Origin of the sequence: Sorangium sp. So ce117 (genome assembly GCF_051524395.1) — a bacterium.
Classification (GTDB): Bacteria; Myxococcota_A; Polyangia; order Polyangiales; family Polyangiaceae; genus Sorangium; species Sorangium cellulosum_B.
This window is the reverse complement of record NZ_CP150309.1, coordinates 8,604,829-8,620,154: the sequence shown is the minus strand read 5'-3', so window position 1 is coordinate 8,620,154 and position 15,326 is coordinate 8,604,829. Positions and strand designations below refer to the sequence as shown.

General features: G+C 72.6%; 10 protein-coding genes. 2 read left to right on the top strand and 8 right to left on the bottom strand.

Annotated features, from left to right (window positions below; genetic code table 11):
- Window positions 1-34: 34 nt before the first annotated feature.
- The gene (locus WMF46_RS32150) at window positions 35-649 is read right to left on the bottom strand and encodes a hypothetical protein (RefSeq protein ID WP_437980696.1); all 615 of its coding nucleotides are present in this window, start codon (window positions 647-649) and stop codon (window positions 35-37) included.
- Window positions 650-756: 107 nt separating this feature from the next.
- A complete protein-coding gene (locus tag WMF46_RS32145) occupies window positions 757-3,258 on the bottom strand; it encodes a M1 family aminopeptidase (RefSeq protein ID WP_437980695.1) in 2,502 nt (833 codons plus the stop codon).
- A gap of 530 nt (window positions 3,259-3,788) precedes the next feature.
- On the opposite strand from WMF46_RS32145, the gene WMF46_RS32140 reads away from it, so the two are divergent.
- On the top strand, window positions 3,789-5,051 hold the full coding sequence (locus tag WMF46_RS32140; protein ID WP_437980694.1) for a hypothetical protein: 1,263 nt from the start codon (window positions 3,789-3,791) through the stop codon (window positions 5,049-5,051).
- A 20-nt stretch (window positions 5,052-5,071) separates the two neighbouring features.
- Window positions 5,072-6,538, top strand: a complete 1,467-nt coding sequence (locus WMF46_RS32135; protein WP_437980693.1) for an OmpA family protein — start codon at window positions 5,072-5,074, stop codon at window positions 6,536-6,538.
- A 99-nt stretch (window positions 6,539-6,637) separates the two neighbouring features.
- Here WMF46_RS32135 and WMF46_RS32130 read toward each other — a convergent pair whose 3' ends face one another.
- The 6 genes from WMF46_RS32130 to WMF46_RS32105 all read right to left on the bottom strand — a co-directional run bounded on the left by WMF46_RS32130 (window position 6,638) and on the right by WMF46_RS32105 (window position 14,541).
- Entirely contained in the window at window positions 6,638-7,678 is a 1,041-nt protein-coding gene (locus WMF46_RS32130; protein ID WP_437980692.1) for a hypothetical protein, read from the bottom strand.
- Complete coding sequence (locus WMF46_RS32125) at window positions 7,656-9,170, bottom strand: protein kinase domain-containing protein (RefSeq protein ID WP_437980691.1); 1,515 nt, start codon at window positions 9,168-9,170, stop codon at window positions 7,656-7,658. The genes WMF46_RS32130 and WMF46_RS32125 overlap by 23 nt, the downstream gene beginning before the upstream one ends.
- A gap of 1,033 nt (window positions 9,171-10,203) precedes the next feature.
- Entirely contained in the window at window positions 10,204-10,407 is a 204-nt protein-coding gene (locus WMF46_RS32120) for a hypothetical protein (RefSeq protein WP_437980690.1), read from the bottom strand.
- Window positions 10,408-10,539: 132 nt separating this feature from the next.
- Window positions 10,540-11,577 carry a TOMM precursor leader peptide-binding protein gene (locus WMF46_RS32115; RefSeq protein ID WP_437980689.1) on the bottom strand — a complete coding sequence of 346 codons (1,038 nt, stop codon included), beginning with the start codon at window positions 11,575-11,577 and terminating at the stop codon, window positions 10,540-10,542.
- Window positions 11,578-11,608: 31 nt separating this feature from the next.
- Window positions 11,609-12,382: a SagB/ThcOx family dehydrogenase gene (locus tag WMF46_RS32110; protein WP_437980688.1), complete on the bottom strand. Its 774-nt coding sequence runs from the start codon at window positions 12,380-12,382 to the stop codon at window positions 11,609-11,611.
- 11 nt (window positions 12,383-12,393) lie between these two features.
- The gene (locus tag WMF46_RS32105) at window positions 12,394-14,541 is read right to left on the bottom strand and encodes a TOMM precursor leader peptide-binding protein (protein WP_437980687.1); all 2,148 of its coding nucleotides are present in this window, start codon (window positions 14,539-14,541) and stop codon (window positions 12,394-12,396) included.
- Window positions 14,542-15,326: the final 785 nt, after the last annotated feature.

Below are 15,326 nucleotides of genomic sequence, written 5' to 3'. Positions count from 1 at the left end.
TAAACGTTCACGTTCACGTTCACATTGGTGACGGCTACGCGGACGGCGAGCGGCAGAGCGTGAAGTAATGGTCGAGCGAGCGCTCGCCCTTGAACGCCGCGCCGATGGACACGTCCTTCGAGACCCGGCGCATGAAATCACGGGTTCCGTTGTAGACGAAGAACTGGAGTCCTTTGCTGTTGGGGACGACCCGGGGCCAGCCGTCGGGTACGGGGCCGTCAGGGACCTGGAAGTAGTCGATCACGATGGCGCCACGCTCCTCCCACGCAGGATTGCCGGCCGTCGGGACCGCGACGAAGAAGCCCGGGCCAACCCAGGGACGCGTGAGCCCCTCGTTGTAACCGAAGAGCCGAGCGCTGCCGTCCTCGGGCAAGGCAAAACGCTTCTCGAAGAAGCGGAATGTGGGCGGGAGAGGAAGGCTGTTCCTGCCCTCGTGATGAACCGCCACGCGGCGCGGGGTGCCGTCCGGGACGAAGAAGTCGAGCGTGATCGGGAGAGCGTGGCTCGCGGCGGCATAGAGCGCCCGCTGATCCGCGCGCGTCGTGGTCGACAGGGCGCTGCGGCGCTCCTCGTGCGTCAGGCCATCGAGGTGCTCGGCGATGCGAGCTATCGGGGCGTTCTGGCGAAGAAGTTGGACGAGCTCCGACATGGGCAGCGGAGCATAGCAGCGTTCGGCTGCGGCGCAGAGGGCCGGCCTCGCCCTGGAGCGAGGCCGGCGGCGGGAGATGCGAGATGGGATGTCGCGACGAGCGAGCGTCAGAGGCAATTGACGGGAGAGCGCAGCAGATCGGAGGTGGTGTCCGTCACGTCGGCGCCCTCAAGCCCCGCGGCGAAGCGGCGGAAAGCCTGCTCGTCACCCCTCGTCAGCGCGAACGCCGCGCAGACGGCGGCGGGGTGGGCCGAGCGGGCCGCGGGCGAGCGGAGCACCCGGGCGAGGCCGTCCAGCGCTCCCTGGTTGCCGGCCGCCGTGGGCGCGGCGGAGGCCACCACGGCGCGGAGATCCGCGGCGAGGACGTCGGAGACATCGGTCGCGCCGAGCACGCCGGCGAAGAAGGCGCGAAAGACCGAGAGGGCAGCCGGGTCGAGCCCATCCACGTACGTCGCGAGGTGCCGGATCGCGAGCACGCGCGCGCGCACCGAGCTCGCCATCTGCGCGACCCTGCCCCACGTGCGGAGCGCCGCCTCGGGCGGCAGCTTGAACTTGGACAGGTACTGGAGCCGCACGTCGGAGACGCCGCCCGAGGCGAGCCCGGTCTCGAGCGCGGACCAGTCCTCGGCGAACAGCGCTTCGGGGGACACGACGGCGCCGCACGACGCGTAGCTTCCCACGTAGTCGAGGCCGTAGCTGTAAGGCGCTCCAGCGAAGAGGCCGGTGAGCACGCTCGACCACGCGCCGCGGACGTCGGCGTCGAGGCCCGGCGCGCACGCGACGTCGCACGCCGCGGCGAGCGATACCGCCCGGGCCGCCTCGCCGTCGAGGCCCTCGACGAACGCCTCGAACTCCTCGGGCGCGAGCCCCTCGGGCAGGCCGTCCTGGAGCGCGGCGAGCTGGTGCGCGCCGCCCACGTCGAGGAAGCGCGAGACGCCCTCGCGGTCCGCGGGGACGCGGCGCGGAGCGAGCGTCGCGGCGTAGGCCTCGAGATCGCGATCGGTGGTCAGGAAGGCCCACTCGGGGTGGCGGTCCTGGGGATCCACGACGAGGAGCTCGCCCGGGCGCGCGGGCGCGACCTCGACGCGCTCGCCGGGCGCGAGCGTCTGCACGCGGGTCGGGCCGTCGCCGGCCACCCACGCGAGCTCCAGGGGCGCGACGAGCGCGCCCTCCGGGTCGTGCACCGTCACGAACGCCCCGCCGGAGGGCGCGGGGTCGACCGTGAGCCACGGGAGCGCCTTGGCGACGACCGCGCGCCGCGCGCGCGCAGCCGCCTCCGGGCCGAGCGCCGGCGCGAAGGCGTCGAGGAACGCGTCCGTGCCGATGGTCCCGAACCGGCGCTCCTCGAGCACCCCGCGGAGCGCCGACCAGAACGCCTCCTCGCCGGCGAGGCTGCGGATCTGGGTGAGCAGCCAGGCGGCGCGGCCGTAGGGGCCGCTCGTGTACTTCTCGCCCGGCGCGAGCGACGGATCGCGGACGGCGTCGCCGTCCCGGGGGCCGAGCTCGTCGCCGTTCAGCGTCCCCGCGCCGCTCTCGTCCGTGTAGACGCGGACGCCCTCCTGCTCGAGCAGCGTCGCCATGCCCTCCTTGATCCAGAGGTCGTCCCAGCTCTCCACCGTCACGAGGTCGCCGAACCACTGGTGCGAGAGCTCGTGCGTCGTGAGCAGGAGATCCGAGGCGAGCGCGGGCTGCGTGCTCCGCTCCTCGCGCTGGAAGCTGATGCTCGCGTGCTCGATCCCGCCCACCGAGAAGTCCGGCAGGAGCACGAGCGCGTACTTCTCGAAGGGGTACGGCACGAGCAGCTCCTCGAAGCGGCCGATGGCGCGCGCGAGCTCGTCCACCATCCTGCCGTGATCGCCCGGCAACCCGCGGCGATGCCAGACCGCGATGGGGAGATCGCCCTTCGTCCCGCGCTCGACCTCGAAGTCGCCGATCGCGAACGCCATGAGGTAGGGCGGCAGCGAGTAGGCGGTCTCGTACCGGACGAGGTGGCCCGACGCACCGAGATCCTCGTCGCCGACGAGATCGCCGTTGGCGATCAGCGCCTCGCCGCCGTCGACGCGCATGGCGATCGAGAAGATGGCCCGGTCCGAGGGCGCGTTGTGGCACGGCATCCACCGCGACGCGCCGAGCGGCTCCGACACCGTGTAGACGGCGCGCACGGCGACCGGATCGCCCATGCGCGCCGGCACCGCGCGGAGGGCGTCGCCGGAGAGCGCCTCGTAGTCGATCTCGAGCGCGATCGGCGCGCCGCTCATCGCCTCGGGCTCGCTCGAGAGGTCGATCGCGAGCGCCTGGCGCTGCGGATCGAGCGCGTGCGGGAGCGCCCCGCCGCCCTTCCGCCGGACCTCCTTCACCTCGGCGACGGCGCTGTCGAGGACCACCGCCCTCGGGCCGTCTCCGGTGAGCGACAGCGTGAGGCCCAGCGTCGCCACGAGGCGGCTCCGCTCCCAGTCGAACTCGCCCCGGAGGTCGTAACGCTCGACGTCGAACGCGCTCCCCTCGAGCGGCGCCGGGCCCTCGTCCGAGCACGCGGCGGCGAGCGACCCGAGCAGCAGGCAAGCCACGCGGAGCGCTCCGGGGCGGTGTTTCTGGAGTGTGCAGTGCATCGCGGTTCCTTCGATCGGAAGAGGGATTCATCTCGCGAGGCCAGGCGCCAGCGCTCGGACCCCCCGAGCCCACGGCGGCGCAGCGACGCGTAACTGACCGCGGGACAGTTACAGAACCCGGGCGCGTGGCCAAGCCATGTGATCGCGCCGGAGGCCCCGGCGAGCCGCTCGGTGATGAAAAGAAGGGGCGCTCGGTCGCCCGCGTCACGGTCGCTCGACGCTCCGGGGCGCCGCGCGTGGAGGCCGCGCCTCGGGCGCGCGCGATCGCCCTCTGCCGTGCTCTACCGTGCTCTCCGCGCTTCGCTCATGCGCGCGGGGAGGGAGAAGGAGCGATGATCAGCTGCCCAATCGGCAAGGAGGGTGAGCGCATCGACATCGCATCGACGGGGAGCGCCTCTCCCGCTCCCCGCTCGCGCGCGAACGGAGGTGTGGATGCATGGTATTGCAGGCGCGCACCCTTGCGCACTCTGGGCGCGAATCGCCTTTCATTTGTAAGGGTTGCGGCGACCTGTGCGAGGATGCTCCCCGCCATGGCACAACACAAAGATGGGTGCGCGCGGGGGCGCTCGTGGGTCGCGCCGCTGGCTGTCGGCGCGGCGCTCGGCGTCGCGCTCGTTCCGAGGAGCTCGTCCGCTCAGACGTGGACGGGCGGGCGGACGACGCCGCTGCTCGACGAGATCGTCGCGATCGACAGGACCGGGGAGCCGCGGTGGCCCTACGGCGACGAGGACGTCGCGGGCGACGGCGAGACCTTCGACACGCCGGAGCGATCGATCGACTTCCGCTCCGCGTACGCGGTCGCCGCCGACGGGCGGTTCTGGGTGCGCGGGTATGTGTCGGAGACGGCCGCGATCAGCGGGGAGGCGACGCTCTTCGTGTTCATCGACACCGACAGGAACCGGCAGACCGGCGGCACCGCCGCGACGGCGGGGATCGACGACCGGTTCACGAACGACGAGTCGCCGGGCGGCTACGAGGTCGTGCTCGGCGTGAAGGGCGACGGCACGCTCGTGAGGGTCTGGTCCTTCGCTGGGGCGTCGGGGCGGTACGAGCCCGTCGACGTGACGGGCGCGCAGGTCGCGACCGAGGCAGGGACGGACCTCGACCCCCTGCTGATCAACGACCCGACGCGGGGGTACGCGCAGGCATCCATCGCGCTCGACCTCGTGGGCGTCGGCGTGGCGTGCGAGGCGAACCTGTACTTCCGGTCGGTGAACGACGCCGCGGCGCTCGGGCCGGGCGATCTCGACATCGGCCTCTCCGCGCCGTGCGTGGCCGGCGATGCGGACGGCGACCGCGTGCCCGACGTGATCGTCCCGCCCTCCGGCTGCACGCGCGACGCGGACTGCGCCGGCAGGGGCATCTGCGTGGACGGCGACTGCATCCTGCCGGTGTCGTGCGTCGACGATGTCGACTGCGACGCGGACGAGGACTGCTCCGCGGACCACCGGTGCGTCCCCACGCCCGGGGACACCTGCACGTCGAACGCCCAGTGCGGCGACCTCGTGTGTGTCAGCGGGCAGTGCGGCCCGTGCTCGCCAAGCGCGTCCGAGTGCGGCGCGGACCTGCGCTGCGCGCCGACCGGGCGCTGCGTCGACGGCGGGGCGTCGAGCGGCGCGGGCGGCCCGGGCGAACCAGATCTCCTGCCGGGTGATGCGGTCCAGGGCGGCGCCTGCGCCTGCGCGGCGGGGCCCGCGCCGTACGGAGGGGGAGCCCTGTCGCTGCTCGCCGCCGGCGGGCTCGCGCTCCGGTTGCGGAGGCGCCCGCGCCGCGGACCCGGAGCGGGCCGATGAAGCCGATGAAGAGGAGATCCATGCGCGCACCGATCCTCGCCGCCATCACCTGCGCTGCCTGCGCGGTCCTCGCCGCCGCGACGCCCGCGTCGGCGCAGAGCACGGACATCGACGTCGAGCGCTTCAAGCCGGCCGTCACCCACGACGCCTTCGTCGTCACGGAGGGCTCTGGCGTCCGCGAGCCCGGCGATCCATGGGCGTTCGGGCTGTTCCTGAACTACGCCCGCAACCCGCTGATCGTCGCGACGGGAGACGGCGAGGTGCGCAGCCAGATCGTGAGCGGCCGCCTGGGCGCCGATCTCATGGCGTCGGTCACGATCGCCGAGCCGTTCGCGCTCGGCCTCGACATCCCGTTCTTCCTCGCGCAGTCGGGCGAGGGCTCTCCGTCGTTCGCGGGCCTCGGCGACATCCGGCTCGTGCCGAAGCTGCGCCTGCTCGACGACCGCGACTCCATCGGCCTCGGCCTCGTGGCCGAGCTGCGCGTCCCGACGCACACAGGAGATTTCGCGGGCGGCGCGCGAAACGTCGTCTTCTGGCCGCGCATCGTGCTCGATCACCGGTTCGCGCCCGGCCTCAGGTTCGGCGTCAACGCGGGCGTCGCGATCCGCGAGGGGACGACGTACGAGAACGTCGAGGCGGCGAGCGAGCTGACGTACGCCGCGGCGCTCGGCTACCGCTTCGGCGGCATCGACGGGAAGGTCGAGATCGGCGCCGAGGCGAACGGCGGCATCGGCATCGCCGCGGACGACCTGAACGAGGAGGAGACGCCGCTCGAGGCGCTCGGCTACGTGAAGATCAACCCGAGCGAGGAGTGGGAGATCACAGCGGGCCCGGGGATCGGCGCGCTGGCCGGCTACGGCGTGCCGATCTTCCGCGTGTTCGCGGGCGTGAAGTACACGCCGACCTCGCACGACAGGGACCACGACGGCGTCGACGACGAGCGCGACCAGTGCCCCGACGTCCCGGAGGATCGTGACGCCGACTACGACAGCGACGGCTGCCCCGAGGAGGACGCCGACGACGATCACGACGGCGTGCCGAACGCGGACGACGAGTGCCCGGACGAGAAGGAGACGATCAACGGCGTCGAGGACGACGACGGCTGCCCCGACGAGGGTGAGCCGCGGGTCGCGTACGAGAAGGGCGAGTTTGTGATCCGGGACACCATCCGCTTCCGGACCGGCTCGGCCGAGCTCGAGCCGGACTCGTACAGGACCCTGGATCAGGTGGCGCTCGTCATGAAGGCGAACCCCGAGATCGAGCGGCTGCGGGTGGAGGGGCACACCGACGAGACCGGCACGCCCGAGCTGAACCAGGAGCTGAGCGAGCAGCGCGCCGAGGCGGTCCGGAAGTACCTGATCCAGAAGGGCGTCAGCCCGGGCCGGCTCACGGCCGAGGGCTTCGGGTCGGACAAGCCGGTGGCCGAGGGCACCGACCCGGCGAGCCTGGCGAAGAACCGCCGCGTGGAGTTCGTGATCGACGAGTGAGGCACGCTCGCCCGGGAGCGGCGCGTCGCGCCCTCCCGGGCACCGCGGCTGGCCCGCAGCGGGGCCGGCCGCCGCCGTGGCGCTGGGCGCTGCCGGGCGTCAGAAGCGGCCGTGGATCGCCAGCCCGCCGCCGGTCGTGCCGACGGCAGGCGCGACAACGATCCGCGCCGCCGCGGGCTCCGTGTCGCCGAGCGACGTCACGAACAGCGCGACGCCGGCCGCGAGCCCGACCCCGCCGACGATGAAGCCGGCGGTGGACAGCTTCGCGGCGCTCTTGGCGTCCTCGACAAGCGCCACGCCGCGGGCGTCGCAGAGCGTCTCGGTCCGGCAGTGATCGTCCTGCGCCTCGTTCCAGCGCGAGCTGGCGAGGAGCCCGAAGATCGAGCCGGTCACGACGCCGGCGACGCCGACGCCGCCTGCCACGAAGGCGAGGGTGCGGCGGGTGTCCGCGCCGCCGTCCCCGTCGCCGCCCGCGGCCGGCTGGAGCGGCGCGGCGAGCGGCCCGGGCTGCCCGCCGGGCGGCAGGGTCGCCGTGGTCGCCGCGGGGTCGTCCTCGAGCGGCGGGACCTCCACGGTGACGACCTGGCCGGGGCCGGCGGTCTGCGCCTCGACCGAGAACGGCCTCTTGCCGGGCGCGGTCGCCTCGACGCGGTGCTTGCCCGGATCGACCGGGAGCGGCGCGCCCCACGCGCCGGCGTCGAGGACCGCGCCGTTGCGCCTCACGACGAGGCCGTCCGCCGGCGTGGCCACCGTGATCGCGAGGCGCTCGAGTTTCTTCTCCAGATCGGCCGCGCGGCGGGTCGCCTTCGCCTCGCGGTCCGCCTGGCCGGCCCGGCTCGCCATGTCCGCCGCCTCGCGGAACGCCGCCCAGGCGCTCGCGCTGCGGCCGAGCCGCTCGAGGCAGTCCGCCAGGTTCCACTGGGTGCCATAGCCCGGGTCCAGCCGCTGGCTCGCCGCGAACTTGGGGCACGCCTCGGCGAGCTTGCCCTGCGCGACGAGATCGCGCCCCTCGCGGAAGAGCGCCTCGGCCGCGGCCGCCTGATCCGCGGACGGTTCCGCGCGGGCGACACCCGCGGAGAGCGACAGGAGCGCGGCGACACACCACGCGACGCGGCGGCTATTTCCTCGATGTCTCGTCATCGTCATTCCTCGGAGGCCTTTGGGGCGGCCTGGGCGCGGACGGCCTCGGCGCGGGCGGTCGAGCGACGCCGCTCGCCGGCGCCGACGCGGCGGCGCGGGCGGTCGTCGCAGCGGAGGGCAGCGCCGCGGGCATCGACGAGGCCGCGGCCGGCGGATCCGCGGGCGTGTCGGCGCGCGGCGGCTCGGCGCTGGCGGACGGCGTCGGCCTGGCCTCGGCGCCGGCGGACGGAGGCGGCTCGGCCTCGGCGCGCGCAGGCGGCGCCGGCTCGGCCGAGGGCGCGGGCGCGGCCGGCGGCGCGCTGCGCACCGCCAGGTAGACGCCCGCCCCGCCCGCGAGCGCGGCGGCCAGCACGCCGCCGGCGATCAGGGCGACGGGTGGGCGCGACGCCGGACGCTCGGGGCGGTTCGACAGCCGCACGCTCGTGGCGGGCGCCGTGGCCGACAGCGCATACGGTCCGGATTGCCCGCCCGACGGGCGCCCCGCGGCCTCGAAGGGCGCGGCCGACCCGCGCGGCGGGGTCAGCGCAGCGCCGAACGGCGCGCTCGAGGCGTGCAGGGGGGCCGAGATGGCGCCGAACGACGCGCGCGACGCGCGCGTGGCGGCGTCGAGCGGCACGAGCATCGCCTCGACGATCGCCTCGCCGCCGGGCAGGAACGCGCGCAGCGCCGCCGCGAGCTCGCCGGCGCTCGCGGTGCGGCCCGACGGATCGATCACAAGCGCCCGGTGCACAACGCGGGCGACCTCCGGCGGCACCCAGGGCGCGATCTCCTGGAGCCAGCGCACCGGGGTCGTGCAGATGGCCAGGACGAGCTCTCCGAGGCCGGTCAGGTGCTCGTTGGGCCGATGGCCCGAGAGGGCGTGGTACAGGCTGACGCCGAGCGACCAGACGTCCGAGCGCGCGTCGATGGCGCCGTTGCCGCGCGCCTGCTCGGGCGACATGTAGAGGGGAGAGCCGAGGAGCGCGCCGCTCTTCGTCATCCCGCCGTTGCCGAGGCTGTTGTCCGTCACCTTGGCGACGCCGAAGTCGAGCACCTTGATCACGCGCTGGCCGCCCTGCTTTTTCGCGAGGAACAGGTTGGCCGGCTTGATGTCGCGGTGGACGATGCCGGCCTCGTGCGCGCGCTCGAGCCCCAGGCACGCCTGCAGCCCGATGCGGAGCGCGAGATCGACCGGGAGCGGGCCGAGCCGCTCGATGAGGGCCTGCACGTCCTCGCCCTCGAGGAACTCCATCGCGATGTACGGCGCGCCGGTCTCGCGGTCGCGCCCGGTGTCGAACACCTGCGCGATGTGCTCCGACTCGACCGCGCCGACCGCGCGCGCCTCGCGCTGGAAGCGGCGGACGAGCTCGTCGTCCGCGGCCTGGCCGAGGATGACCTTCACCGCGACGCGGCGGCCGGTGCCCGCGTGCCGGGCCTCGTAGACGGCGCCCATCCCGCCCTGGCCGAGCAGCCGGAGCATCGTGTAGCGGTCGTCGAGGGTTCGACCGATCATGACATCACTGCCGCACTCTGGCGACGACCGCGTGGCAGAGGACGGACTCGCCGTGGGCCGCGTCGGCGGGCACCCACGAGGTAATGGCTTCGAGGCGAACCCTCTTCACGGCCGCAGGCTAGAGCAGCCGAAGCGCGGCGTCGAGCGCGCCCGTCGCCGGCGGCGGATGGGTGCCACGGGACCGAGGCCCGCGGCCGCGGCGTCTCTATCTCAGCGCGGTGTCTTCGGACATGGGTTCGATGCTCCCTTCGAGAAGAGCGATGCGCGGCGAGGGGCCCCTCGCGGGCGCTCGCCGTGCGAGCGCGCAGCGCGGTATCGAGGTGTACCGTGGCGGCAGGCGTGGCCTCGAAAGCCCGGTTCTTCCCGCCTCCCCGGAGGGACCCTCGCTCGACTCACCCGCTGCAGGGCAAGATCAGCTGCACCGGCATCCGCCGCCGCACCGGCATCCGCCGCCGCACCGGCATCCGCCGCCGCAGCGACACCCGCCGCCGCACCCGCCGCCGCAGCGACACCCGCCGCCGCAGCGACACCCGCCGCCGCACCCGCCGCCGCACCCGCCGCCGCACCCGCCGCCGCACCCGCTGCAGCTAGAGCTGACGGCGGCTGGATTCGATGCTTCCAGTGCCTCCAGCCTGCTCGATAAATCATCGATGGCGCTGCGAATTTCGCTTATCGACACATCCAGATCCTTCGGCGGATTATTCGCGTTGCTCGAATCACTCATGGCAGAGCCTCCCATGAGTAAGTGGGTGCGTGTGGCATCTTCGTCAACTCGATGGATCATGATCGAGCAACGGAAGATCTAATATGCTCCCCGGCGCAGGAGGCGCGAGATCGCCGGGCCGTCGTGCAGGGCCCGCCGCGCCTGGATCGGCGCCTTTGTCACGCTCACCTGCGACCTGGAGCGGCGTCCCGCGCGATCCTGAGAGCCACGAGGACGTCCGCGCGAAAAGCCTCGTTTGCTTCACCCTGATTGAGGCGAACAACCCTGGATAACCCGGCACGCTGCGCGGGCGCATCCGCCGCGCTGCTATCACGGCAGCCCGTCCGGCGATTTCTGCGTCTTCATCGACGCTCCCGCCGATGTCGGCGACGCCATGGAGGAGCTCCTCCCGAGGGCCCCTGACGTCATCAAGATCGTCCTCGAGTCGGGGAGATCGAGGTCGCTCCCGCACCTGACGAGCGCATCCATGGCCGCCATCAAGGACGCCGCCGAGTCCGCGTCCATCCGCGTCATCGCTCACACCGCGCAGACCGCTGACATCGAGGCGGCGCTTGGCGCGGGCGTGACGCTCTTCGCGCACATCGGGAGGCGGCTGGGAGGGGAGCCCTCTTCACGGCCGCAGGCTGGAGCACCTCCGCCCCCGCGTCATCCCTCGCCGCATACCTTGCACCAGGGCAGCCTCACCAGCGTATGGTGCGATGTCTCGAGCCTCGCGAGGTCCTGGATCAGGAACCGGCCCCCGAGCCTCGAAGGCGTGTATGCCGAGAGCACCTTGAGGGCCTCCATCGCCACGAGATGGCCGAGCAGCTGCCCCATCGTGCCGGCGTGCGGCGCGGGCTCGGCCAGGGAGCGCGCCGCGGGCGAGGGGTTGAGCGCCTCGGCCGTCGCGCAGACCCGGCACGCCGTCTTCCCCGGGAACACGAGGGGGCCGAGGACGGCCGTCGTCCCCGCGAGGTGCGAGAAGAGCGAGGCGATCCGCGCGCGATGGCCGAACCGCGCGACGCGCTCCAGGAGCTCCGCGTCGTCGCCGCGCACCGCCGCGACGAGGAGGTGAGGGCGCTCCTCCGGCGAGAGGAGGTCGCTCCCCTCCAGCGCGCCGGAGGAGCTCTCGTCCACCCGGCAGAGCGGCGCGTGCTCGCGGATCAGCGCGGCCACGGCGCCGCGGCGGGGCGCGCCGAGCGCCGCCTCGCCGCGCGCCCGGACCACCGAGACGTCGCGCGGGCCGACGGCGCTGCCGTCGATCAGGCGGAGCGCCGAGATGCCCGCCCCCGCGAGCGCCAGGGCGGCCGAGGCCCCCCAGGGCTCGAGGCCCACCACGAGCACGCGCGCGTTCGCGATCCGCTGCGCCGCCTGCTCCGGGGCAGAGGACCACTTGCGGAGGAACGCGCGCTGCCCGTGGAGGCGCTCGCCGTCGGCGGACGGCGCCTGCTCGGGCACCGGCTCGACCAGCCCGCGCGCCTCGAGCAGGTCGAGGAACGCCGTCACGCTGTGCCGCGAGTAGTCCGCGAGCGCCTCGACGAGCGCCTCCCGGTCGCGCGATCCGTCGAGCAGCGGCACCATCCGCTCGACGAACGCGCTCACGTCCAGGCCGGTGAGCTGGAAGGTGCCGAGATCGGAGCGGAGGATGACGCCCACGTCGGTGGGCGTGATGCTGGCCGAGCGGCTGAGTCGAATGCTGGGCATGGTGCTCTCCGACGCTTCTGGTTCAGGCACGCTAAGGCCCGTTCCGGCCCTCGGCCGGCGCGGGCTGACCGACGCAGACGACGTACATGGTGTCCTCCTCGGCCGGGAGCGCCAGGAAGCCTTTGAGCTCCTCGTCGTAAAATCCGCCGATCGCCACCGGGCCGAGGTCCATCGCCGTCGCCACGAGATAGAGGTTCTGGCCGAGGTGCCCTGCGTCCAGCCACAGGAAGCGATATCCGCGCTGGCCGTATTTACACATCGTGCGGAACGGGACCGCCGTGATGATGACCACGACATTGGTGTTCATGATCATGTCCTGGCCCAGGGTCAGATCCGCGAGCGCGGCGTGCGCGAGGCCTTCCCGGCGGAGCTCGAGCTCGTGCGCGCGTGCGTCGTAGTGGTACACGCCGTCCGGGATCCCCTCGACGGCCTGCGTCGCCACGTAGATCTCGAGCGGGTACCGGCCGCCGGCCGAGGGCGCGGGGCGATCGCAGCTCCACTCCTCGTCGATCTTTCGCGTGCCGCGGACACCGTAGCTCGCGTGAAGGAGCCGCCCGAGCGTCTCCACGGGCATGGGCCTGAGGGCGAACTCGCGGTGCGACCGCCGCCGCTCCAGCACCGCGCCGAGCGGGGCGTCGATCGCGAAATCGCGTCCGGGCAGCGGCGTGCGCGTCGCGCCTGCGTAGGTGCGGAAGCGCAGCGGGTGGAGATCCCGATCGAACGGCGGCTCCAGCGGCCGCGACCTCACGTGGAACGACTGGAGGTGATAGAGCCGCGCGACATCCGCCTCTTTGCTCCTTGCCATGGTGTCCTCTCTCAGGCCATCGGGTGGGGGTCAGGGTTGATGCCGTGGGGGGCCATCGAGCGGAGACGCGGGTTGCCGAGCCGCGCGAGCTCATGGCCGAAATGGATCTGCTGGAAATCGGGCCCGAGGGCCCGGGCGACGCGGAAGGGGGTCGCCGCGAGGTCGGGCGACGTCACGTCCACGATCGCGATGCGCAGCCCCGCGGCCTTCACGCGCCGGGTGAGCTCGGACGGCGAGATCTCCTCGGGCTCCTCGAGCTCGGCGGCGGTCACCGTGCCTCCGTCGCGGAGGAAGGCGAAGGATGCGGCGCGGCTCGGAGGCAGGTAGTAGACCGCGTGATCCTCGAGCGTGCGCACGTCCTCCGGCCGCTCGGGGATGGCGACCTTCTCGCCCGTCATGAGGCGGAAGATGTAATTGCCTATCTGGCCCTGCTCCAGGATGGCTTTCCTGATCGCGGTGAGGGGGTTCAGGTGGGCGGAGAGCGAGACCACCGCGCCGGGCCAGCGCTTGCCGTCGCCGTAACCCACGCACATCACAACGGGGACCGCGACGCCCGCGTCGAGGAGATACAGCTCGATCCGGGCGCCGCGCTCCTCGAGCTGGCGGGCGATCTCGTGCACCTCGGGGTCGACCGAGTCGTCGGGCAAGACACGCCGCGCCGGCCGGCGAGCGAGCCACGAGATCATGAACGTGTCGCGCTCGATGAGCTCGAGCGCGGCCGCCATCGACGCGCTCTCGAGCGTCGCGCCGGCGGCGAGCCCGTTCGAGGTCACCTGGCAGAAGTGGGCGTCGTGCCCTGTGCAGTAGTCGTAGTAGGTCGGGAGCGCCGGCACGTACACGGGCGCACGGGTGTCCATCCAGCGTCCGAGGGCCCAGTCGATGGGCGCGGTCGGATCGACCGGCGCGAAGGGGAACCCGGGCTCAGCGTACTGCTCCTCGCTGTAGAGACAGAGCTGCTCCGGAGCGATGAAGTCGTCTTTCATCCCGGCGACCGAGGAGCGAAGGAGCTCCTTTCGGTTGAAGATCCCGGCAGAGTAGCGCTCGACCGCCTCGCCGGTCGCCCTGATCAGGGCCTCGACGGCCGTGATGCCCTTTCCGGTGCCGACCTGCGGTTCATGCGAGCGGTGAGCGTGCGGTGAGCCGTTGGTGGTGTTGCTGAGGATCGCCGTGGCCGTGATGGGCGCCTCGGGGGAGAGCGCCGGGCTCGTCGCGTCCAGCATGAGGCGCTGGACGATGCCCGCCCGCGCGTCGACGATGCCGGCGAGCATCCGCCGGAGCGCCGCGGGGTCGCCCGCGTCGTTGAGGCGCGCGCGCGGGCCCCGGGCCGCGCTCCCCGAGCTCCGGGCCGCGGCGGCGCCGCCGCAGACCGGACACCAGGGCATTTGCAGGACGGCGTGGAGCGACACCTCCGGGTCGACCAGGTTCTGGACCATGAAATGGCCCGCGAGCCGCGACGCGGCTCGGTTCACGAGCAGATCGAGGGCCGCGAGCGCGACGGCGTGACCCAGGAACACCGGCATCGGCGCGAGGTAGGTGCGCGCGCGGCGCCCAGGGCGCACGGCGAGGAGCGACGCCTGCAGCGCGTGATCCGCCTCTGGCTGAGCGCTGGTCGCGAGCCTCCGGAGACGGCAGCAGTTCCAGCACGCGGTCTCGCCCGGCACGACAGCCGGGCCGATCACCGCGTCGAGCCCCTCGAGGTGCGCGCTGAGCGACAGGACCGAGGCCGCGTGAGCGAAGCGGGCGACGCCCTGAAGGACGAGGAGATCATCGCCCGAGACGCAGGCGAGGATCAGGTCCCAGCCGGTGTCCTCCTGGACGATCGGGCGATCGGCGGCGGCGAGCAGCGTCCCGGGCGTGACCGCGCAGCCGGGGGCGATCCGCGCCAGCGCGAGGGAGAGCGAGCGCGCGCGATCCTTTCCGAGATCCGCCTCGGCGAAGGGGCCGAGATCGTCCGCCGTGACCTCCCTGTCGTCGAGGACGTGGAGCGCGCCGACGCCCAGAGACGCGAGCTCGATCGCCGCGACGGCGCCCCACGGTTCGAGCCCGATCACGAGGACTCGCGATCGCGCGAGCTTCTCGTGCGCTTCCGTCGGCGCAGGCGGGGCGGTCCCCTCGAGCGAGGGAGCGGTGGTCGCTGAGCTGGGCAGTTGAATGGCCACGCGAGATCTCCAGGAAAGGGCAGCGCGGCGCCGCCTCGACCGGCGCCGCCCTGTACCTTCGGTAAAGAGGTCCAATTCGGTGCTCGGGGAATGGTGCCCCGACAAGCAAAGGACAGAAGACCCTCGTGGCGAGTCCGGGAAGACGGGAAGGTGCCCTTCTCGATCTCTCGCGCTCCTCGTCTTCCTCCGGAGCTCTATCGCGCCGCCTCGCCGGCCTCCGGGCTAGCTACACCTGCCGCCGCACCGGCATCCGCCGCCGCACCGGCATCCGCCGCCGCACCGGCATCCGCCGCCGCACCGGCATCCGCCGCCGCACCGGCAACTACAGCTACAGCTACAGCTACAGCTACAGCTACAGCTACAGCTACAGCTACAGCTACAGCTACAGCTACAGCTACAGCTACAGCTACAGCTACAGCTACAGCTACAGCCGCTGCAATTGCGGCTTGTTGCATTCGTTGCTTCCAAATCCTCCAGCTTGCCCGACAAATCGTCGATGGCGTTGCGGAGCTCGTTCACCGTCAGATCCAGAACCTTCGGATCACTATCCCTGTTGTTTGAATCACTCATCGCAGAGCCTCCCACGAGTAAGTGAGGTGCGCAAAGGGTCTTCGTCAATATGATGGCTCGTCGCGGGATGACGGAAGCTTGAATTGACTCCCTGTCATCCAGGGAGACCCGAGCCGCGAACAGCGAGAGAGACGGCCGCCAAAGGGGCTGTCCGCGGGCTCCATTCTCTCGTCCGTCCCACGGAGGGCGGCTATCCCGGGTGGCCGTGAACGCCG